Source organism: Streptomyces sp. JLSY215 (assembly GCF_059682825.1).
In genome coordinates this window covers 6603572-6624934 of sequence record NZ_CM185022.1, presented here as the reverse complement: position 1 = coordinate 6624934, position 21363 = coordinate 6603572, and the positions used below count along the sequence as shown (strand labels likewise).

Annotated in this window: 19 protein-coding genes and 2 pseudogenes; 10 read left to right on the top strand and 11 right to left on the bottom strand. The window is 69.3% G+C overall.

The window, feature by feature from the left end; all coding sequences use genetic code 11:
• Positions 1 to 165 precede the first annotated feature (165 nt).
• From AC5677_RS29550 to acnA, 3 genes are all read right to left on the bottom strand, one after another.
• Positions 166 to 861 carry an IS5 family transposase gene (locus tag AC5677_RS29550; protein ID WP_497196798.1) on the bottom strand — a complete coding sequence of 232 codons (696 nt, stop codon included), beginning with the start codon at positions 859 to 861 and terminating at the stop codon, positions 166 to 168.
• A gap of 131 nt (positions 862 to 992) precedes the next feature.
• Complete coding sequence (locus AC5677_RS29545; protein WP_497190934.1) at positions 993 to 1235, bottom strand: hypothetical protein; 243 nt, start codon at positions 1233 to 1235, stop codon at positions 993 to 995.
• Between the two features lie 339 nt (positions 1236 to 1574).
• Positions 1575 to 4289, bottom strand: a complete 2715-nt coding sequence (acnA, locus tag AC5677_RS29540) for an aconitate hydratase AcnA (protein WP_497190933.1) — start codon at positions 4287 to 4289, stop codon at positions 1575 to 1577.
• A gap of 650 nt (positions 4290 to 4939) precedes the next feature.
• On the opposite strand from acnA, the gene AC5677_RS29535 reads away from it, so the two are divergent.
• Positions 4940 to 6175, top strand: coding sequence for an MFS transporter (locus tag AC5677_RS29535; RefSeq protein WP_497190932.1), 1236 nt, complete (start codon positions 4940 to 4942; stop codon positions 6173 to 6175).
• Positions 6176 to 6509: 334 nt separating this feature from the next.
• On the opposite strand, the gene AC5677_RS29530 is transcribed toward AC5677_RS29535, so the two are convergent.
• The gene (locus tag AC5677_RS29530) at positions 6510 to 7109 is read right to left on the bottom strand and encodes a CGNR zinc finger domain-containing protein (protein ID WP_497190931.1); all 600 of its coding nucleotides are present in this window, start codon (positions 7107 to 7109) and stop codon (positions 6510 to 6512) included.
• An 87-nt stretch (positions 7110 to 7196) separates the two neighbouring features.
• Here AC5677_RS29530 and AC5677_RS29525 point away from each other — a divergent pair, with 87 nt between their 5' ends.
• From AC5677_RS29525 to AC5677_RS29505, 5 genes are all read left to right on the top strand, one after another.
• On the top strand, positions 7197 to 7985 hold the full coding sequence (locus AC5677_RS29525; protein ID WP_497190930.1) for an MBL fold metallo-hydrolase: 789 nt from the start codon (positions 7197 to 7199) through the stop codon (positions 7983 to 7985).
• Between the two features lie 204 nt (positions 7986 to 8189).
• Positions 8190 to 9062 carry an NmrA family NAD(P)-binding protein gene (locus AC5677_RS29520; protein ID WP_497190929.1) on the top strand — a complete coding sequence of 291 codons (873 nt, stop codon included), beginning with the start codon at positions 8190 to 8192 and terminating at the stop codon, positions 9060 to 9062.
• 104 nt (positions 9063 to 9166) lie between these two features.
• On the top strand, positions 9167 to 9529 hold the full coding sequence (locus tag AC5677_RS29515; RefSeq protein WP_497190928.1) for a hypothetical protein: 363 nt from the start codon (positions 9167 to 9169) through the stop codon (positions 9527 to 9529).
• 415 nt (positions 9530 to 9944) lie between these two features.
• Positions 9945 to 10400 (top strand): carboxymuconolactone decarboxylase family protein, encoded by a 456-nt coding sequence (locus tag AC5677_RS29510; RefSeq protein WP_497190927.1) that lies wholly within the window; start codon positions 9945 to 9947, stop codon positions 10398 to 10400.
• Between the two features lie 251 nt (positions 10401 to 10651).
• Positions 10652 to 11569: a sigma-70 family RNA polymerase sigma factor gene (locus tag AC5677_RS29505; RefSeq protein ID WP_497190926.1), complete on the top strand. Its 918-nt coding sequence runs from the start codon at positions 10652 to 10654 to the stop codon at positions 11567 to 11569.
• A gap of 126 nt (positions 11570 to 11695) precedes the next feature.
• On the opposite strand, the gene AC5677_RS29500 is transcribed toward AC5677_RS29505, so the two are convergent.
• Together AC5677_RS29500 and AC5677_RS29495 are read right to left on the bottom strand one after the other, a co-directional pair.
• A complete protein-coding gene (locus tag AC5677_RS29500; protein ID WP_497190925.1) occupies positions 11696 to 12055 on the bottom strand; it encodes a GntR family transcriptional regulator in 360 nt (119 codons plus the stop codon).
• 1 nt (position 12056) lies between these two features.
• Complete coding sequence (locus AC5677_RS29495; RefSeq protein ID WP_497190924.1) at positions 12057 to 13094, bottom strand: SdpI family protein; 1038 nt, start codon at positions 13092 to 13094, stop codon at positions 12057 to 12059.
• Positions 13095 to 13221: 127 nt separating this feature from the next.
• Here AC5677_RS29495 and AC5677_RS29490 point away from each other — a divergent pair, with 127 nt between their 5' ends.
• Complete coding sequence (locus tag AC5677_RS29490; RefSeq protein WP_497190923.1) at positions 13222 to 14751, top strand: helix-turn-helix domain-containing protein; 1530 nt, start codon at positions 13222 to 13224, stop codon at positions 14749 to 14751.
• A gap of 135 nt (positions 14752 to 14886) precedes the next feature.
• Here AC5677_RS29490 and AC5677_RS29485 read toward each other — a convergent pair.
• Positions 14887 to 15021 (bottom strand): annotated as a pseudogene (locus tag AC5677_RS29485) (integrase); the annotation flags it as partial.
• A 122-nt stretch (positions 15022 to 15143) separates the two neighbouring features.
• Between AC5677_RS29485 and AC5677_RS29480 the strand changes: the two are divergent.
• Positions 15144 to 15356: a hypothetical protein gene (locus AC5677_RS29480; RefSeq protein ID WP_497190922.1), complete on the top strand. Its 213-nt coding sequence runs from the start codon at positions 15144 to 15146 to the stop codon at positions 15354 to 15356.
• Positions 15357 to 15408: 52 nt separating this feature from the next.
• Here the strand turns inward: AC5677_RS29480 and AC5677_RS29475 are convergent, their stop codons facing one another.
• The 3 genes from AC5677_RS29475 to AC5677_RS29465 form a co-directional block, all read right to left on the bottom strand.
• Entirely contained in the window at positions 15409 to 15831 is a 423-nt protein-coding gene (locus tag AC5677_RS29475) for a MerR family DNA-binding protein (protein ID WP_497190921.1), read from the bottom strand.
• Positions 15832 to 15908: 77 nt separating this feature from the next.
• The gene (locus tag AC5677_RS29470; protein ID WP_016570856.1) at positions 15909 to 16325 is read right to left on the bottom strand and encodes a YeeE/YedE thiosulfate transporter family protein; all 417 of its coding nucleotides are present in this window, start codon (positions 16323 to 16325) and stop codon (positions 15909 to 15911) included.
• Positions 16325 to 16981, bottom strand: coding sequence for a YeeE/YedE family protein (locus tag AC5677_RS29465; protein WP_497190920.1), 657 nt, complete (start codon positions 16979 to 16981; stop codon positions 16325 to 16327). Before AC5677_RS29465 ends, AC5677_RS29470 begins: the two co-directional genes overlap by 1 nt.
• Positions 16982 to 17843: 862 nt before the next feature.
• On the opposite strand from AC5677_RS29465, the gene AC5677_RS29460 reads away from it, so the two are divergent.
• Together AC5677_RS29460 and AC5677_RS29455 are read left to right on the top strand one after the other, a co-directional pair.
• On the top strand, positions 17844 to 18137 hold the full coding sequence (locus AC5677_RS29460) for a DUF8730 family Cys-rich protein (protein ID WP_497190919.1): 294 nt from the start codon (positions 17844 to 17846) through the stop codon (positions 18135 to 18137).
• A 749-nt stretch (positions 18138 to 18886) separates the two neighbouring features.
• Positions 18887 to 20176 carry a serine/threonine-protein kinase gene (locus AC5677_RS29455; protein WP_497190918.1) on the top strand — a complete coding sequence of 430 codons (1290 nt, stop codon included), beginning with the start codon at positions 18887 to 18889 and terminating at the stop codon, positions 20174 to 20176.
• A 335-nt stretch (positions 20177 to 20511) separates the two neighbouring features.
• Here the strand turns inward: AC5677_RS29455 and AC5677_RS29450 are convergent.
• A pseudogene (locus AC5677_RS29450) lies at positions 20512 to 20625 on the bottom strand (GNAT family N-acetyltransferase); the annotation flags it as partial.
• Between the last annotated feature and the right edge of the window lie 738 nt (positions 20626 to 21363).

Below are 21363 nucleotides of genomic sequence, written 5' to 3'. Positions count from 1 at the left end.
CAACTTGGCTAGGCCGTTTCGTTTGGATCATCGGGCTGACCAGATGAAGATGCCTGCGAGGTGGAGTCCGGCGAGGTAGATGGTTGCGGTCTTGTCGTACCGAGTGGCGAGGCCGCGCCATTGCTTGAGCTTGTTGATGCAGCGTTCGACGGTGTTGCGCTGTTTTTATGCGTCGCGGTCGAAGGCTGGTGGCCTGCCGCCGCGGCTTCCCCTGCGAAGTCGGTGACCACGTTGGTCGGCTGGGATCGGGATGACCGCCCGGATGCGGCGTTTGCGCAGGTGTTCGCGGATGGCGCGTGAGGAATACGCTTTGTCGGCCAGGACCACATCGGGCCGGGTGCGAGGCCGCCCCCGCGGGCGGGGAACGCGCAGGCGAGCCATCACATCGGGGAAGGCAGGTGCGTCGCCGGCCTGCCCGGCAGTGAGCACGAAGGCCAGCGGTCGTCGGCTGCGCGGTGGACCTTTGTCGTCAGACCTCCGCGGGACCGGCCGACGGCATGGTCGTGCGGCTCGCCGGCCGGGGCCCCTTTTGCGCGCCCCGGCCGCGTGCTGATGCGCGCGCACGATCGTGGAACCCACCGAGACCGCCCAGTTCAGGTCCTCATCGGCGTCGGCCTGAGCCATCAATGCGGTGAAGACACGCTCCCAAGTACCGTCAACGGCCCACATCCGCAATCGGTTGTAGACCCAGCGCCAGTTCCCGTACTTCTCCGGCAGGTGCACCCACTGCGAACCCGTCTGGAACTTCCAGGCGATCGCATCGATCACCTCACGGTGATCCCGCCACCGCCCACCCCGCCTGGGTGTCCGGTCCGGCAACAACGGCTCGATCCGCGCCCACTGCTCATCTGTTAACGGCACCTGAACCAACGATCAGATGATCCGAACGAAACGGCCTAGCTCAGTACGGACATGCTCACGCGACACTGCGACAACAGGTCTCCGGTAGCTCGACCTGACTCACATCGCCGAGCTACCAGGAGGTCCTGCCTTCACGCACCGCCCCCGTCGCGATCACCCGAACAGATACCCTGTTCGACCGGCAACTCCACTGACCGGAATGCGGATGGCTTCTGAGCAAAACCGTTTGGCGGCAAGCCTGCCAGCGTTCGCTCCTCGCACTTCTCCGTCGCCTGCTCCCATCGATCGAGCCAGTCCAGATCGACGCGCCAACCATGACCGCACGCCCCGCACAGCATGCGCCGGGCGCGCGAGAAGTCGATCCGCCGTTCCATCCCTCCATCCTCCCGTCGCGCTGGGCAAAGCCACAAAGGCAGGACGAGGAGGAGCATGGACTCTTCACGATCTCGCAGGCTTCCTGCGACGCCATCAAACGCTCCGTGGGAGTCAGTCAACTTCTAGCCCCTCGTGTGACGGTGAGCCCTGCCCCAGGCAGCTCAGGGCAAAGGGCGGATCAGCGTCGGCGGGACACGTACCGGCCACTACTCGATCAGCATGAAACAGCAAGCGCCCCGCCAGGCCGAAGCCTGACGGGGCGCTTGTGCGAGACTCTAGTGTGACCGCCGGTAGCAGCGAGTCAGCGACCAGATCCTCTGGTATCCGAGCCGATCAGCTCAAGAACCGACAAGTTCGCGCAGCACGTACTGCATGATGCCGCCGTTGCGGTAGTAGTCCGCCTCGCCGGGGGTGTCGATGCGGACGACCGCGTCGAACTCCACACCGGTGTCGGTGGTGACCTTGACCGTGCGCGGCGTGCTGCCGTTGTTCAGCTCGGTCACGCCGGAGACGGCGAAGGTCTCCTCGCCGGTCAGGCCCAGCGACTCCGCCGAGGCACCCTCGGGGAACTGGAGCGGCAGCACGCCCATGCCGATGAGGTTCGAGCGGTGGATGCGCTCGTAGGACTCGGCGATGACGGCCTTGACGCCCAGGAGCGCGGTGCCCTTGGCGGCCCAGTCGCGGGACGAGCCGGAGCCGTACTCCTTGCCGGCCAGGATGACCAGCGGGGTGCCGGCGGCCTGGTAGTTCTGCGACGCGTCGTAGATGAACGACACCGGGCCGCCCTCGACGGTGAAGTCGCGGGTGAAGCCGCCCTCGGTGCCCGGCGCGATCTGGTTGCGCAGACGGATGTTGGCGAAGGTGCCGCGGATCATGACCTCGTGGTTACCACGGCGCGAGCCGTAGGAGTTGAAGTCGCGACGCTCGACGCCGTGCTCGGTGAGGTACTTGCCGGCCGGGGTGTCGGCCTTGATCGCACCGGCCGGGGAGATGTGGTCGGTGGTGACCGAGTCGCCCAGCTTGGCCAGGACCCGCGCACCGGCGATGTCCGAGACCGGGGTGGTCTCCATCGTCATGCCCTCGAAGTACGGGGGCTTACGGACGTAGGTGGACTGCGGGTCCCACTCGAAGGTGTTGCCGGTCGGGACCGGCAGCGCCTGCCACTGGGCGTCGCCCGCGAAGACGTCGGAGTAGGACTTGTTGAACATGTCCTCGCCGATGGCGTTCGCCACGACGTCGTTGACCTCGGCCTCGGAGGGCCAGATGTCCTTGAGGAAGACCGGCTTGCCGTCCTGGTCGGTGCCGAGCGCCTCGGTCGTGATGTCCACCTTCATCGAACCGGCGAGGGCGTACGCGACGACCAGCGGCGGCGAGGCGAGGTAGTTCATCTTGACGTCGGGGTTGATCCGGCCCTCGAAGTTGCGGTTGCCGGAGAGCACCGAGGTGACGGCCAGGTCGTGCTCGTTGACGGCCTTGGAGACCTCCTCCGGCAGCGGGCCGGAGTTGCCGATGCAGGTGGTGCAGCCGTAGCCGACGAGGTTGAAGCCGACCTTGTCGAGGTACGGGGTCAGGCCCGCCTTGTCGAAGTAGTCGGTGACGACCTTCGAGCCCGGGGCGAGGGTGGTCTTGACCCACGGCTTGCGGGTCAGGCCCTTCTCGACCGCCTTCTTGGCCACCAGGGCGGCGGCGACCATGACGTACGGGTTCGAGGTGTTGGTGCAGGAGGTGATGGCCGCGACCGTCACCGCACCGTGGTCGATCTCGTACGTCGAGCCGTCGGGGGCGGTGACCGTGGTGGGACGGGTCGGCACGCCGTTGGCGGTGGCCGGGGAGTCGGAGGCCGGGAAGGACTCCTTGCCCGCCTCGTCGTCGTCCTCGACGTAGTTGCGGACGTCCTGCGCGAACTGCTGCGCGGCGTTGGCCAGGACGATGCGGTCCTGCGGGCGCTTCGGGCCGGCGATCGACGGGACGACCGTCGACAGGTCCAGCTCCAGCTTCTCGGAGAAGTCGGGCTCGGCGGCCGGGTCGAGCCAGAGGCCCTGCTCCTTGGCGTACGCCTCGACCAGCGCGACCTGCTGCTCGGAGCGGCCGGTGAGCTTGAGGTAGTTCAGGGTCTCGCCGTCGATCGGGAAGATCGCGGCGGTGGAGCCGAACTCCGGCGACATGTTGCCGATGGTGGCGCGGTTGGCGAGCGAGGTGGCGGCGACGCCCTCACCGTAGAACTCGACGAACTTGCCGACGACGCCGTGCTTGCGCAGCATCTCGGTGATGGTCAGCACGAGGTCGGTGGCGGTCGTACCCGGCGTGAGCTCACCGGTGAGCTTGAAGCCGACGACGCGCGGGATGAGCATCGAGACCGGCTGGCCGAGCATCGCGGCCTCGGCCTCGATGCCGCCGACGCCCCAGCCCAGCACGCCGAGGCCGTTGACCATGGTGGTGTGCGAGTCGGTGCCGACGAGGGTGTCGGGGTAGGCCTGGCCGCCTCGGACCATGACCGTGCGGGCCAGGTGCTCGATGTTCACCTGGTGGACGATGCCGGTGCCGGGCGGGACGACCTTGAACTCGTCGAACGCGGTCTGGCCCCAGCGCAGGAACTGGTAGCGCTCCTTGTTGCGGCCGTACTCCAGCTCGACGTTCTGGCCGAAGGCGTCCTTGGTACCGAACTTGTCGGCGATGACGGAGTGGTCGATGACCAGCTCGGCCGGGGCCAGCGGGTTGATCTTGTCCGCGTCGCCGCCGAGCTCCTTGACGGCCTCACGCATGGTGGCGAGGTCCACGACACACGGCACACCGGTGAAGTCCTGCATGATCACGCGGGCCGGCGTGAACTGGATCTCCTGGCTGGGCTGGGCCTGCGAGTCCCAGCTGCCCAGCGCCCGGATGTGGTCGGCGGTGATGTTCGCGCCGTCCTCGGTGCGGAGCAGGTTCTCCAGCAGGACCTTCAGGCTGTACGGCAGACGGGCGGAGCCCTCGACCTTGTCCAGCTTGAAGATCTCGTACGACTCGTCGCCCACCTGCAGCGTGCTGCGGGCGTCGAAGCTGTTCGCCGACACGACAGTCTCCTTCATGCATGAATTTCGCGCGTACCACCGCGCGGTGCACCCTATGCGGCTACCGCCGCATGGTGCCGCCCCAGGTGCTTGCCATTCCGCTAAGGTGTACCTAAGTTAGGTATGCCTTACTGGCGCGGCAGCGGTACGCCTCTCGGTAGATATCTCGATGTCGAGATAACTCTAATACATCGGTGCTCCGAGGTCATGCCCCGGCCGGGTTTGTCCTGCTCATCCCGTCGGGGCGGCTTTTCGCCGGATCCCGCCGTTCGGCGTTCCGGGCCGGTATCCGGCACCGCGTCCGGCTCCCGAGGCCGCCGTTCCGCTCCTGGCCGGTCGCCTGCCAGGCGCGCCGCCTCAATGGATCGCGGCGTTCGCGGCGTTCGCGGCAAGTCTGCGCCGGTTGGCGGGGTTCCGCCATGCGCGGGCGATGTGCGGGCAATGCGCGAGGACACCGCAGAGGCTCCGCGCGGCGCTTCCGCGCCCGGCACGAGACCGAAGGCGTCATAGGGCCTGTCGACACAGGAATCGTCGGGGTCCACCGCCCTCACCGAGTCGGTTCAGCAGCCTCTACTGCCTGACTCTTGTTATTGCAAGTAATATGCAACAAGCTGGTCCGGCCCTTACTGCCCGCCCTGGATACGGAGCCAGTCATGCCCCGACTGATGCCAACTGCCGGACCGCAGCGCGTCCTTGCGGTCTCGAACTTCGTCTACACCATCGGCAGCGGCCTCTACCTGACCGCCGGAGTGCTGTATTTCACCCAGGCGGTTCACCTCCCGGCAGACCAGGTGGGGCTCGGGCTCGGCATCGCCGGTCTTGTCGCGCTGGCCCTGGGCGTTGCGGTCGGCCACTTGGCGGACAGATACGGAGCACGCGGTGTCTATGCGGCCACCCTTGTGATCCAGGCGCTGGCCACGGCCGGCTTCGTCCTGGCGGAGAGCTTCTGGCCGTTCGTCCTCGCGGTCTGCGCGGCCGCCGGGGCGAAGGCCGCCGGAATCGCCGCCCGCTCCCCGCTCATCAGGCACTACGGAGGGGACCGGCCGCAGGAGTTCCGGGCCTATCTCCGCGCGGTGACCAACGTCGGCGTCTCCCTCGGTGCCTTGGGAGCGGGATGGGTCGTTCAAGTGGGCACCGCCACCGCCTACCAGCTCATGGTCATCGGCAACGCGATCGCCTTCGTGGTCTCCGCGGCGCTCCTGGTCTTCCTCCCGCCGGTCACGCCCGTCCCGACCAGCGGCGGCCCTCGCTGGATCGCCCTGCGAGACCGCCCCTACCTCATGCTCACCACGCTCGACGGCATCATGGCCATCCAGTTCAAAGTGCTCACGGTGGCCATCCCGCTCTGGCTGGTCGGTGCCACCACCGCCCCGCACTGGCTGATCTCGGGCACCATGCTCACCGGCACCGTCATCGTCATCGCATTCCAGGTACGGGCCAGCCGCAACGTCGTTTCCCCCGCAGCCGGCGGAAACGCCTACCGCCGGGCAGGCTTCGCCTTTCTCGTCTCCTGCTCGCTGATCTCACTGTCCGCAGGGATACCGGCGTGGGCTGCCGCGACGCTGCTCATCACCGCAGTGGTGATCCACACGGCCGGCGAGCTGTGGCACTCCGCCGCCGGCTTCGAGGTGTCCTTCGCGCTCGCTCCACGACACGCCACGGGCCAGTACCTGGGCGTGTTCGGCCTCGGCGCCGGACTGGCCGAGGCCGTTGGGCCGGGGTTGCTCATCGCGCTCTGCATCACCTGGGGCCGCCCCGGGTGGTATGTCGTGGGCGCCGTTTTCGCGCTGACGGGCCTGGCGGCACCACTCGCCGTCCGCTGGGCACAGAACCAACAGAGCACCCGGCAGCCACACCTCCGAGCAGCCGAAAACGCCTCCGCCGCCTGAAACGCATCCGATCCGCCGCCTGAATTGCCCACCCAGCACCCCCGGCCCCGCGGGCACCGTTCGGCCGTGCCGCCGCTCTGCTCGCCGCGATGATCGGGTGCCTGGCCGCACTGCCGGCGCCTCCGGGGAGGGCGTGCTCACCGGACGCCGGGGCGGACCGGGTGTCCGGACCCGACACGGCCGGTAGCGAAAGACGGCATGACGCTCCGTCACACCGGTCGCGCCCCGTGCCGGTGGGCGCCGAGCGTGGTGACGACGCTCCGCGGCCGGAGCACGCCTGAGGCCGGAAGCGCATCGGACCGGATCGCATGGGGCACGGACCGCAGAGGTGGCGTCAGCCTGCCGTCGGCCGGGTGCGCCGGGCGTAGGCGCGGGCGGCGCGGGCGCGGTCGCCGCAGCGAGTGGAGCACCAGTGACGGCGGCCGTGGCGCAGCAGGTAGCGGTTACAGGGGGTGGAACCGCAGTCGGTGAGGCGGTCGGCGTCGGGGCCGGTGAGGAGATCGGCCGCGTCGGCCGCGAGGGTCGCGAGAGCGCGGTCGAGGATCTCGTTGGTGGGGCACGGCGCCGCGCGGTAGGGGCCGTTCTTCTCGTCCCAGTACAGCAGGGCAGCCGCGGGGGCTCCGTTGAGCGCGTCGTTGACGGCGGACAGTGCCGCGGGCAGGGCGGGCAGACCGGCGACGCGGGCGGCGAACAACCCCCTGAGGTGTTCGCGCAGGGAGCGCAGCTGCGTCGCGCACATCTCCTGCACCCCGGCGTCGGACGGCGCGAGGCCGCGTTCGGTGAGCCACCGGTTCGCGGCCTCGGGGGTGCCGAGGAGATCGATGAAGTGCCCTCCGGGCAGCGCGACGGCGCTGTTGACGAAGTCGAGGGCGAGGTGGTCCGCCGCCCCCGGCGCGGGCGGTGGCACGGGTTCGGCGGTCGGGGTCTCGCTCATGGTTGTCATGGTACGGCTTGCTTTCATCCGTGAGACACCGCTAGCGTGCGCATCACGGATAAACCACTTCTCATCCGTGAGGTTTTGATGGCCGATACCAACATGACCACTGAGCAGATCCCGCTCCGCGTCCTCGGCGGCCCGACCGCCCTTTTCGCCTACGGTGGCCTGCGATTCCTGACCGACCCGACCTTCGACGCGCCCCGCGACTACGCCGTGCCGGGTGGCCGGCTGACCAAGACGGCGCCCGCCTCCGCCACGCCGGCCGACCTCGGCCGCATCGACGTGGTCCTGCTCTCCCACGACGAGCACCCCGACAACCTCGACGACTCCGGCCGGGCAATGCTCGCCGACGTCCCGCTGACGCTGACCACGACCGGGGGCGGACGGCGCCTGGGGGCGGGGGCCAGGGGGCTGGCCGACTGGGAGTCGGTCACGCTGGACCGCCCTGGCGGCGGCACGATCACCGTCACGGGCGTGCCCGCCCTCCACGGGCCCGGCGCGCGCGAGGAGGTCGAAGCGATCACCGGCCAGGTCATCGGATTCGTCCTGACCGGGGAGGGCCTGCCCACGGTCTACGTCAGCGGCGACAACGCCTCGCTCGACCTGGTCAAGGAGATCGCCGAACGGTTCGGCCCGGTGGACACCGCCATCCTGTTCGCCGGGGCTCCCCGCTTCCCCGTCCTCTTCGACGGCGCACTGATAGTCCTCGACAGCGCGCAGACCGCCGACGCCGCCCGGATCCTCGGTGCCCGCCGGGTGGTTCCCGTCCACTACGACAGCTGGGCGCACTTCACCGAAGGCCGTGACGAACTGATCGCCGCCTTCACCGAGGCCGGGCTGCTCGACCGCCTGGATCTGGGTGACCGGGGCTGACCGCGCAGAGGGCAGACCGGACGCCGGTGGCCGACGGCGTACGGGGTGAGCGCTGTCATACGGGGTGAGCGCCGTCGTACGGGGTGAGCGCGCCGGGGGCGCACGCGCCGTGCGCACCGTCCGGGCGGGGAATGGGCCGGAGCCTGCACGCCGTTGGAGCGGAAGCAGGTCTTGATCGCTGTATCGCCTTCATGGAGGAGCTCCATGACCATCCTGGTCACCACCCCGAACGGTGCGGTGGGCCGCCATCTGACCGAAGCGCTGCGCGACCGGCGTGATGCGCGCTTCTTCGTCCGCTCCGAGGCCGCCGCCAAGAGGCTCGGTGAGGTGTGCGGCGAAGTCTTCATCGGGGATGTCACCGATGCGGCGGACGTCCGGGATGCGGTCGTCGGCGTGGACCGGCTCTACCTCGCGCATCCCTTCGCCGACGACCAGGCCGCCGCCGAGACGCACCTCGGTGTCGCCGCCATCAAGGCGGGCGCGCGCCGGATCGTCAAACTCGGTGCCCGCAGATTCACCGGTGACGGGATCGTCCCGGACCCCGTCACCGGCACCCACGACACGATCACCGAGCAGCTGCGAACCGCCGGTGTCGCAGAACTGATCGTGCTCCAACCCGACCGTTTCCTGCAGAACTTCCTCCCGGCGGCGGCTTCGATCGCCGAGGGCACGCTGGCCGATCCCGCCGGACCCGGCGCCCGGGGTTATGTGGACGTGCGGGACATCGCGGCGGTCGCGACCGCCGAACTCCTGGCCGAGCGGCCGGTCGGAGGGGAGATCGAGATCAGCGGTCCGCAGGCACTGACGCTGTCGGAGCTCGCCGACCGCTTCGGCGCCGCGCTGGGCAGGCCGGTGCGGTACGTCGATACCCCACTCGACGACGCCTGGCGGGCCGCGCTCGCGGAGGGCGGGGTCCCGCCGCGGGTCATCGACGGGCTGTACGGCCTGTACACGAACTATCGCCGCGAGGGCGTGGCCGGTCTCGGTGACGGAGTGCAGCGCGTGCTCGGCCGCCCGCCGCGCTCGGCCGAGGACTTCGCGGCCGAGCTGCTGGCGCCCGCCGTGTCCGGTTCCTGAGGCTGCCGTTCCGCTTCCGGCCGGTCGCCTGTCAGGGGCCCGGAGTTGCTCCGATCAGGTCGGCGGGGGCGTGACCGGCCCCCGTAGCGGTCATTCCTCCGGTCATGAAGAAGACCGTCATCACCGCAGCGCTGGCCCTGGCCGCCGCCGTACCGTCGGCCGGTCCGGCGCAGGCCGACACGGGCCCGGGGAACATGCCGAATGTGAAGGGCAAGGGCCTGGTCGCGGCGTACCAGGACCTGCACTACAACACCAGCATCCATTTCACGGACGGGCTCGGCAGGCGCCGCCATGTGCTGTGGCCGGCGTCCTGGAAGGTCTGCGACCAGCGGCCGGCCCCCGGGGCCCGGATGGACGAGCTGAAGATCACGCTGACGGTGGTCAAGAAGAACGAGAAGTGCGCCGAGGTGAAGCGGTCGGCGGGGCGGCGGGTGGACGAGTGGGCAAGTAGGTGGGTCGGCCCGTAGCGGCCTCAGCCGGCGGCGGGCACTCTCATCTCCCCCTTCCCGGATCTCCCGGCCGGCCGCTCGCCGGGCCCGCCGCTCTCGCGTCCCGCCGCTCCCCGGGGCGCAGCCCGTCGGCCGTCGGCCGATACGGCCGGACGCCACGAACTCAACTGCGCCTGAGCCCACAGAGATTGACGGCCGCATCGCATGGACGGCGCGAGCCACCGGCCCCCGCCCGGCCCCCTGGCTCCGCCCGCCACTCACCGCGTCCCGCCGCCCCGGATTCGTACGCCGTCGGATTCGTACGCCATCGCTCGTCACATCCTCGCGCCGCGATCCGTCAGTGGGGTGACGACGAAACCAAGCGATGCGACGGCGCACGGCGCAGCAAAAGACGGCGCACGGCGCACGGCGCAGGAAAACAAGGAGAGCACCGATGCAGGCACGTATGCAGAACCCGGCCGTGGTCATCCCCGACGCCATGTCGGCCATCCTCGACGTGGTCAAGGCCGCGCGGACGGGCGGTGTGCCGGAGACGACGATGGAGCTGGTCCATCTGCGCGCCAGCCAGATCAATGGGTGCAGCTACTGCGTGGTCGGCGGCGCCCAGAGCGCCAAGAAGGCGGGCGAGACCGATGAGCGGCTGCACGCGGTGGCCGCCTGGCGGGAGGCGCCGTACTTCACCGACGCCGAGCGGGCCGCGCTGGCGCTCGCCGAGGCCGCCACCCGGCTGGCCGACCGGTCCGACCCGGTGCCGGACGCCGTCTGGGACGAGGCCGCCCGCCACTTCGACGAGACGCAGCTCGCCGCGCTGACCCTGATGATCGGCCTGACGAACTTCTTCAACCGCCTCAACGTCACCACCCAGCAGGTGGCGGGCGCGACCTGGTAGTCGCCGGCGGCCGGTTGCCGGCAATAGCAGGTGGCCGACGGCAAGCGGTGGCAGCCGGCCGTCAGCCGCATTCGGTGCTCTTCGGCGGATACCGGAAGTCGGCGCGCATCGGTGGCGGCGCACGATCTGTTCAGCCGGCGTGATCATCCGCGAGGATGGGGTGACCGCGCCGGCCTCGAACGTCTTCGTGTCACATCGGCCGGGGCTCGTCCGTCACTGCAGTGACGGAACGCAACGGAGGAATGTGAGCGATGGACGAGTTCGGGAAGCAGACCGAGGACGGGAACGAGAAGGGCGGTAGCGAAAGCGAGTGGCTGGCCGAGCGGTTCGAGGAGAACCGCAGCCATTTGCGGGCGGTCGCCTACCGGATGCTCGGCTCGCTGGCCGAAGCGGACGACGCCGTTCAGGAGAGCTGGCTGCGGCTCAGCCGGTCCGGGGCGGACGGCGTCAAGAACCTGGGCGGCTGGCTGACGACGGTCGTCGGGCGGGTGTGCCTGGACATGCTGCGCACCCGCAAGGCTCTGCGTGAGGACGCGCTGGACGTGCACGTCCCCGACCCGGTCATCAGCCGCGAGGAGGGCATCGACCCCGAGCAGGAGGTGCTGCTGGCCGACTCGGTCGGGCTGGCGCTGCTGGTCGTCCTCGAAACGCTGGCTCCCGCCGAGCGGCTGGCGTTCGTCCTGCACGACATGTTCGCCGTGCCCTTCGACGACATCGCCCCCATCGTGGAACGCTCCCCCGCCGCCACCCGCCAGCTCGCCAGCCGCGCCCGCCGCCGGGTGCAGGGCACGGCCGCGCCCGACGCCGACCTGCCCCGCCAGCGGGAGGTCGTCCACGCCTTCCTCGCCGCCTCCCGCAACGGCGACTTCGACGCGCTGCTCGCGGTCCTCGACCCGGACGTCCTGCTGCGCGCCGACAGCGGCGCGGTGGACCTGACACAGGTGGTGCGCGGTGCGCGGGCCGTGGTGAAGCAGGCACTGATGTTCTCCCGGCTGGCCCATCTCGCGCGTCCTGCGCTGGTGAACGGGGTGCCGGGGGTGGTCACGGTCCAGAACGGCCGGACGGTCGCCGTCATGGGATTCACCATCGCGGACGGCAAGGTCGTCGAGATCAACATCCTGGCGGATCCGGAGCGCCTGGGGCGGCTCGACGAGGTGACGGCCATCTGACCGCCGCCCGCCCCGGCGAGGGCAACGGGCCAGGAACGACGCAACGAGCTGCCCGGATTCCGGGACGGGCCGAGCGGCGGGCGGAGCGCTGCGCGGCCCCGTACGCCGCCGCCCGGCCAGGCCCCTTCACCGCCCCGCCAGCCCCAGCCGCACCACCGTCACGATCTCGTCGTCCGAGAGGCCCAGTTGGCGGGCCTGGCTGATCAGCTGTTCGGCGGCCTCGCCCAGCCGGGCACGGGCGGGGGACGCGGCGCTGGTGACCACCGCGCCGCGGCCGCGGCGGAGTTCGATCAGGCCCTCCTCCTTGAGGCGCTGATAGCCGCGCAGCACGGTATGGACGTTCACGCCCAGGGACGCGGCGAGCGCACGGGCGGCCGGCAGCCGCTCCCCCGCGTCCACCGAACCGTCGGCGATGGCTCCGCGCACCGATGCGGCGATCTGGTCCCCGAGCGGTACGGCGGAGCCGGGGTCGACCCGGAAGAGCATCTCAGTCTCCTTGCCGTGCCCGCGCACGGTCGAGATAGGTGTTGGTCAATGCGGCGGCGGTGGCCGCATCGTCCACCGTCACCACGAACTCCCGGCCGCTGGTCAGCCGCAACACCAGCCCGTCACCGGAACGGAGCACCAGGCCGCTGCGGCCGGGCCGGACGCGATAGCCCCAGCCGCCGAAGTCGACGAGAGGGACAATCTTCCGGCTGGTGGCCTCCTCTACCCGGTCCAGCGGGATGCGCCGGAAAGGGTACGGCACCAGCGTCGAGGCCAGCGCCAGTCCGCGCCGGTCCACGGTCACCCGTACGGAGGCCAGCGCCCCGACCGGAAGTACGGAGAGGACGAGGACGCCGGCGGCGAGCCGGCCGGGCGTGAAGGCCAGGGCCGCGGACGCGGCCAGCAGCACCACGCTCAGGACGACCAGCAGCGGCGAGCTGACGGAACGCGACCAGCCGGCCGTCTCACCGCGGGCCAGGGCGAGCCGCTGCGCACGGCCCACCGGCCGCTGGGACGCCGGCCGCCGGTCGGGACCGGCGAGGAGCCAGCCGAAGGCGCCGCACAGGACGGCCGCGGCGACCGCCACCGCCACCTGCCACAGCCCCAGCCGCACCGCCGCGGCGTCCGTGACACCGGCGTTGTCCAGCAGCGTCACGGATGCCAGCGAGCCCAGCAGGACGGCGGCCCCCCATCCGAGCGATATCGACCAGCGGATGCCCGGCGCGGTGCGGCGCAGCCGGACGAGGACGCCCAGGCCGATGCCGAGCACAAGGGTCGCGAGGAGCGTCCCGGTCAGGAAGCCCTGGGCGGAGGAGTAGCCGTCGGCCCGTCCGTCGAGGCCGTGGAAGTGCGTGGCGATGGGCTCGGGCAGCCGGTCGGAGACCCCCGCGTAGACGGCCGCGACGGACACGATGGCCGCGATGAAGGGGAACGCCGCAAGCCCGCTCCGCAGCGCCCCGGAAGCACCCTCCGGCGGCGCCGAGGCCGTCGCCCCCGCCTTCCCCTTCTCCCCCGTCTTCCCGGCCTTCATATCGGCCATGGCAACCTCCAGTTGCAGTTATTCGCATACTACTAGAACAGCTACGCCACGAAATAGAGCCGAGAACAAGACAATCCGACCATCGTCAATACACGCATCCATCTCATATCTGAGATACGGTCACCCCATGGCAGACGACTACCTCGTACGCATCGGCAGGCTCATCCGTGACGCCCGACAGCACCGGGGCTGGACACAGACGCAGCTCGCCGACGCGCTCGGCACCAGCCAGAGCGCAGTGAACCGGATCGAACGCGGCAACCAGAACATCAGCCTTGAGATGATCGCTCGCATCGGCGAGGCCCTGGACAGCGAAATCATCTCGCTCGGCTACGCCGGGCCCATGCATCTGCGGGTGGTCGGCGGCCGTCGACTGTCCGGCAGCATCGACGTCAAGACGAGCAAGAACGCCTGCGTCGCGCTGCTTTGCGCCACGCTGCTGAACGCCGGCCGCACAACTCTGCGCCGCGTGGCACGCATTGAGGAGGTCTACCGCATCCTCGAGGTGCTCGGCAGCATCGGCGTCCGCACCCGCTGGATCAACGACGGCAACGACCTGGAGATCCTCCCGTCGGCCGAGCTGAACCTCGAGGCCATGGACACCGAAGCGGCCCGCCGCACCCGCAGCGTCATCATGTTCCTCGGGCCGCTGCTGCACCGCATGGACCGCTTCAAGCTTCCGTACGCGGGCGGTTGCGACCTCGGCACCCGCACCGTGACGCCGCACATGACGGCGCTGCGCCACTTCGGCCTGGAGATCACCGCGACCGACGGCACGTACCTCGGCGAGGTCGACCGCACCGTCGCCCCCAAGCGCCCGATCGTCCTGACCGAGCGCGGCGACACCGTCACCGAGAACGCCCTGCTGGCCGCCGCCCGGCACGACGGCATCACGGTCATCCGCAACGCCTCCTCCAACTACATGGTCCAGGATCTGTGCTTCTTCCTGGAGGAGTTGGGCGTCAAGGTCGAGGGCATCGGCACGACCACGCTCACCGTCCACGGCGTCGCGCACATCGACCGGGACGTGGACTACGCCCCGTCCGAGGACCCGGTCGAGGCGATGAGCCTGCTGGCGGCGGCGGTCGTCACCGAGTCGGAGCTGACGATCCGCCGGGTGCCGGTGGAATTCCTGGAGATCGAGCTGGCCGTCCTGGAGGAGATGGGCCTCGACCACGAACGCAGCACGGAGTACCCCGCCGACAACGGCCGCACCCGCCTCATCGACCTGACCGTACGCCCCTCCAAGCTCCAGGCCCCGATCGACAAGATCCACCCGATGCCCTTCCCGGGCCTGAACATCGACAACGTCCCCTTCTTCGCGGCCATCGCGGCCAGCGCCCAGGGCCAGACCCTCATCCACGACTGGGTCTACGACAACCGCGCCATCTACCTGACGGACCTCAACCGCCTGGGCGCCCAGGTCAAACTGCTCGACCCGCACCGCGTACTGGTCGAAGGCACCACCCGCTGGCGCTCCGCGGAAATGATGTGCCCCCCGGCCCTGCGCCCGGCCGTCGTCGTCCTCCTCGCGATGATGGCCGCCGAGGGCACGTCCGTACTGCGCAACGTCTATGTCATCAACCGGGGTTACGAGGACCTGGCGGAGCGGCTCAACTCCATCGGCGCGCAGATCGAGATCTTCCGGGACATCTGAACGGCGGATGCCGCCGCACCCTTTCCAACCTGCACGAATACGGGCAAGGAGGGGGTGCGGCGGCACCTCTGGTACTTCTCTGGGACTTCTCTGGGACTTTGCGCCAGGACCGAGCTTCTGCCGGTCGGCTTGCGGCTACGCGAAGACCGCGTCGACGGCAGCGCCGCCGCGCGCACCGGCGCGGGGCAGGAAGTGCGCGTACTTCCGGAGCGTGAAGCCGGGGTCGGAGTGGCCGAGCCACCTGGCCAGGGAGACGACCGACTCGCCTGCCCGGCCGCATCGAGTTCGCCGAACAGACCGCAGGAGTCACCCGCTTCCACCAGTGCCCCTTCCACGCCTGGAAGGGGCACTTCCGCGAATGCGCGATGCTCGCCCGCGGCAGCGAGTACGGCATGGCCGACGACGACGCCCGCGAGCGACTGGACGCATGGACGATCAGCCGTGACGGGAAATTCGCCACCTACGCCGCCGCGGGAGCCCGCGAAGGCATCGCCTTCGCCCACGATGCCGCCCGCCCCGCCGATCGATTCGACGGGCTCAACGATCCGTCCTGGCTGCGGCAGCGGTTCACCGCCGCCCATGGAGATCGGGTGGTCTCCGGATGACTGGCCCTGTCGTGCTCATCGAGCCGTACGCCGACCGCCTGGGCGGACACCGTCAACGTACCGCGCTTACGCTTCCCGGACTCCGCCGTAAGTCAGCGTCGGCGGGCACGGACTCGATGATGTGGCGGATGACGCCCGGCTCACCACGCCCCGCGGCCTGATCGGCGCTGTCGCGGGCGGCCTGCGGGGTTCGGCGCAGCGCCTGCAGGCCGGCGATGCGCTGGTCGATCTCCGCCAGGTGCTCGTCAAGGAGGCCGGTGACCAGCCCGCACGGCTGTTCCCCCTGGCGTTGCAGGTCCGGGATGCGCTTGTTTTCCGGCGGCTGGCGGACTGGATATCGGCGATCTTCGTCCCCGTCTTCATCCTGACCGGCGACAACACCGCCGCCCGACGAGACCACCGCGCACCCCGGCCGCTTCGCGGTCCGTGACGCCGCGAGAGCCGGGCTCTGCGTCGCCCGGTCCCAGGTGGGCATGGGCGACGCAGGCCGTCGGGGAGATCGTCAAAGCGAGAGCCCCAACCTTCATGGCTCGTGTCGGTGGGCGTGCTGGGTTACAGCCCGCAGGAGCCGCGGTCGAGGTGGAAGTACCGGGCGTTGGCCCAGCGGCACAACCGGATACCGACGATGACGCCGACGATGGTGATCAGGGCAGGCAGGTATCCGCTGGCGACCTGGATGACCGGGATTGCAGGGCACCCACCTGAGATCGCCCAGCCCGTACCGAACAACACCGCGCCGGGGATCACGCCGGCGTGGATGCGCCCTGGGGTGCGGCGGACCCGCAGCAGAGCGAACGCGCACACGAGGATCACCACAGCACCCGCGAACGAGAGGAACATGCGCAGGTCCTGGAAGGTGAACATGCGGTTCAGCTCGGCGTAGTCGCCGAAACCGATGTTGGTGACGGTATAACCGAGGGCCAGTCCGGTGATGATGTTGGCCAGCAGAATCGCGCCCCGGGTGCGCATCAGATCACCTTCCACAGGAGGAACGACACCGCGACGGCGGTGCCGAAGAACACGGCGGTCGCGACGATGCTGACCGGGCGCAGCCGGCCGCAGCCGCTGAGTCCGTGGCCGGAGCTGCACCCACCGGCCAGCCGAGTGCCGAAGCCGACCAGCACACCTCCCACGAACAGCATGGCGATCATGGTGGTCGAATCGGCGGTGACCAGGTCCCGAAAACCCGGGCCCATGTCGTAGCGGAGGTGGAACCGCCCGGAGGCGACCGCGGCGATGAACCCACCGAGGAAGATCGACATCAGCAGGGCAGCCTGCGTGACCAGCGGGGCCGGGCGCAGGCTCGTGGCTGCCGGGCGCTCACTCGCTGCCGGTTCGGCGTCGGCTTCGAGCGGCTGCGACTTCTCGTACGGAACCTGCGGCACGGTAGGCGCGCCGGTGCCGGTGCCGAAGTGCTCCGCTGTGGCTGCGGCAAGCGCCTCAGCCAGAGCTTGGTCGTCGGCGAACTCCTCGTCCATCCGCTCGAGCCGGCGTTCGCGACGCCAGTGCAGCACGCGATCCCACGCGGCCGACACCCCGAGCGACCGATCAGTGATGAGGGTGTGGTTGATGGTGATCAGAGCGAGCCCGATAGCGCCCGCCCACCAGGGCCAGTAGGCACTCATGCGGGTCCCCTCATCCAATCGGCAAATCGAGCCCACCAGCCGCGCTTTGAGCCGGGCGCGGCGAGGCGGTCCGAAGGTCGGGCAACCTGTGGTGACGGTTGGTGATGCCGGACACCTGCTCGCGTAGGTGTTGCCCCGAACTGGGCCATGGCCTCAGGTGTCGCGGTTCCAGGTCCTGACTGCTCATGTGGCCGGGTCGTCCGGGTGGCGCTGGATTGGTCCACCTCGGCCGGGGTTTCGAGGTGCCGCGCCTGGGCTCCGTTGGGCAGCAGGCTGATCGGCACGCGCTCGCCGGTGAGTGACATCTGGTAGCGCGCACAGCCGAGCCAGCGATCAGCGCTGTCGCAGTAGTACTCGCGCCAACCTTGCAAGCTCGCCTTGAGTAGGGGGAAAAGGGGACATCCTGTAGCGTGCGAGCAACTCACGTTGCTCCCTCCTGACTGGCGTACCACCCGTTGGGGGAGAGCGGTTGCTGTTCTCGATTCCTGCCCTCGCCGGCCCGGTCGACGGCCTGAAAAGCAATGCGGTGGCGGGCAGTGAAAGAGGGCGCTGTGCCTCAATTCCTCGACCGGGCGCGATGCAATCATTGTTTCGGTGTGCCGAGCAACTCGGGGAATTTTTCCAAACAGGTCACTTGGCACTACTTAGTGAGATACTCCCGCGACGGATTTGCGGAGTCTGTCTCTCGTGTCCGGATATTTACGACCGCCGGTGAGGCCGCTTGGATCGTGATTCGACTTCGTGATCGAAGCCCGCACTGGCGCAAGTCAGCCGTTTACGGGGAGGGTGTAAATTCTGGAGTTCCTTGCGGCGATGGCGTGAATGTCGTATATGTCGAACGAAGGGCCAAGGGAGAGTAATCATGTGTCAGCGTGCTGTCTGTCGGTCGTGCCGGAAGTTGACCCATGAGGGCTGCGGAAGGCATGTGGAGCAAGTCCTCATGGGTGTGCCAACGGCTCAGCGGTGCATGTGTGAGCCCGCGGAACGCAAACGTGAAGGCACAGTCGGGGCGACGACTCGATCGGAATCTGTGCCGACCCGACAGAGCGGGGCGTCGCGACGCACACACGCTCCTGGGTACCCAGGGAGTCGGCCTGGCCGGTCGAGGGACGGCTTCTGGGCTCGGCTCATCGATTGGGCGAAAAGACCGGCATGAGACAGGGATCCGAGTGCGCTCGCTTTGGGTCCCTTGACTGCAAGGTGTTGGTTACTGGGCCATGAGAATGTGGATTTCAGAACTCCGGGGTGCCAAGTGGCACCGAGCGCCGAGCCGGCACCAACACCCGCGTCTCGCGACGAATGTCATCGGCGCTCTGCGCGACAGCATGCGCTTCGCCTGATGACCTCATCCACTTTCTGCGGGCCCGCTGCACCAAAGAATGCCTTAGCGCGATGATCCTCCGGATGGAGAACTGACAGTCGCTCGTCGCCGACGTGAATGCCGGGCAAGCCGTCGACTGATGACGGCAGCCCGCGGGGGATTGCCACGTGGGACGCCCGGGCTGCCGTATGCGCGCAGGAGCGGGCCGGCACGGGGGGAACCAGCCCGCTCCTGCGGTCGGCGCCCGCGTACCTCCGCAGGAGAGCGAGCGCCTCGACCCTCATCATCGGGTCACTCCTTCCAGCGCGCTGTGCCCCTGGAATGTCACTGGTGGCGAGAGACGGTCACCGATCCAGCGCTCTTGTGAACAGAGCAACGTAAAGCCGTCACGACTCAACCACTGACCATCCGCGCATCCTTGCCCTCCGCCAGGACTGCCCGTAGCCGCCGGGCTCAATGCCGCCCGGAGGTCGCCGGGCCGGTACGCTGAGGCCGCTGCGGCACCCCGCACCTTGATCCGCACCCCACGGTGAGTCATGGCTTACGGCGATCAAGACGTCTTTGGGCATGAGGATGAAGAACAAGTGCTGATAGCGGGCCGATACCGGCTGCGAGACACCATCGGGCGGGGCGCGATGGGGGAGGTCTGGCGGGCCTTCGACGAGACGCTCGACAGACCGGTTGCCGTGAAACTCCTGCTCCCCCACGACTCCGACCACACCGCGCCCTCCCGCTTCCGGCTGGAGGCGCAGACCGCCGGTCGCCTCAGCCACCCGCATGTGGTCGGCGTTCTCGACTTCGGCGAGCACGACGACCGTCTGTTCCTGGTGATGGAGCTCGTTGATGGGGACAGCCTCGCCGACCGGCTCACCGTCTCCGGACCACTGCCCGCCGAGCACGTGGCCCAGATCGCCGCACAGGCCGCCCTTGGGCTGGCCGCCGCGCACCAGCAGGGCATCGTGCACCGGGACATCAAGCCTGCCAACCTCCTGCTGGGCGCCGACGGCACCCTGAAGATAGGCGACTTCGGTATCGCCCGCTTCCTCGACGACCCCGGTGCCGCGCTCACCGCCACCGGTCAGATCGTCGGCACCAGCCTTTACCTCGCGCCCGAGCGGGCCCTGGGCCGCACCGCCGGCCCGGCATCCGACGTGTACTCCCTGGGCTGCCTGCTCTACCAACTCCTCACCGGCCGACCGCCGTTCCAGGCGGACAGTGCGCTCGCGGTGCTTCATCAGCACCTCGATGCCGCCCCCGTCTCACCCCGGCAACTCGGCGCCGATCTACCGCCCGCCTTCGAAAGCTATCTGCTCGGTCTGCTGGCCAAGGAGCCCGAGAGCCGACCCACGGCGCAGGAGGTGGCGGCCTGGTTCGGGCGCGGAGCGTGGCGAGGCGCGCCGGAGCCGCTGCCGAGCGAACACCAGCATCACGGCCGCCCGGACCGGCCGCACATCACCGGCTCAAGGGCTGCCGCCCCTGCAAGTTCCCTCCCCGCACCCACCGCCCACTCCGACCGTGCGTTCAGGCCGGTGCCGGACACCGAGTGGCAAACGAGCGTGCACCGGGCCACGACCCGCCACTCACACCTTCCGTTCCGCCGCCGTTCCCGGCTGGTGGCTGTACTGGGCGGCGCCGGCCTCTTCACCCTGGCGTTGCTGGTGGGCATGGTGTGGTTCTCGCCCGGCACCGGCTCGGCGCAGGAGCCGCAGACCAACCCCTCCACGAGCACGAGCCCCGTCACGCCGTCCCCTTCGGCGTCATACGAGACTGCTTCCTCACCCCCGGCACAGCCTGCCAAGCAGAAGCCGGAGAGGGCGCCCGACGCCAAACCAGGCCCCAAGAAGGCCAACAAGCCCGGCAAGCGCAAGCACTGACAGGGGCGCGGGGCCCGGGTCCTCACACGGTCCGCATCGCCGCATCGCCTGGCTCCTGTCGCCCCACCTGTGGGGAGGCAAATGCGCACCGGCCGGCAGGCTGAGCATGACCAGCAGGGCCAAACCTGCTGGTCGACCACGCTTCGTGCGTGAGCGATGCGTGAGCGGACGGTACGGCACGAGCCGTCACGGGCTGAACTACGCATCGCCACGGACGTCCTCTGACCAGGTGGATTCGGACAACGAAGCAGTACCCGGGACCATCCACCACACCCCCGCCAGGACTTGTCAAGCGAAGGTCGCCGGTTCGAATCCGGCAGGAGGCGAGGGTTGTCCACGTCCGCGTGCCACTCCAGCCGGGAGCAGCCGGCCTCCACGGCGATCTGCCGCACATGGTTCATCAGGGCCCGCCCCACTTTGGTCCCACGGGCGGCCTGGCGGATGTACATCTCCTTGACGTCGTACCCTCACCGCACGGCCTTGGCGACCGGCGCCTGCAGCATCAGGAGTGCCCGGCGACGTGTACGGGCGGCATCACCAGCCGATCCTCATCGTGCCTGCCCGCAGCCACGGCCGGATGCAGGGAACTCAGTCGCGCGTGGACCGGGATCGCCGACGAGTCGTCTTCCGACCTCTGGCTCCGGGAATTGGGGGTGTGGGCCCTCCGCCAGGTACATCTCCAGACCACGTGGGCCGAAGCCGACCTTGTCGATGCGCTTGCCTTGTGGTTCCAGGCCGTGCCGCTTCGAATCAACGACACGCCGTCATTCAGCGCCCTCGTCGTCATCAGGGTCGGCAAGACGGACATGCCCCTCGACGACCAAACGCTCGACCAACTCCCGCACCTTCGCCCGTCGAGCACGGGCGACAGACCGCTTGCTGTAATGCGTGACTGCGCGTTCGCCCCATGGCTTGGCGCCTCCTGCCACCGTCCGCCGACACCGGCGGACACCGTCTGGACTCCACCGTCTGCAAACGCCGGGTTCGTCAGGGTGATGACCATGCCGAAGGTAGAACCAGCCGGCCTGAGTGACCTCCGTAGACACGTCACCGCCACGGCGGCTGACAGTCACGAGTCCGCGGTCGCGCAGGGCATGAGCCGAGTGCCATTCACCCGGCGCCCACGCTCCCGGTTCTTCGCCGCCCGCGAGCCGTTCGAGAAGCGCGCTGCCGTTCATTCAGGGCAG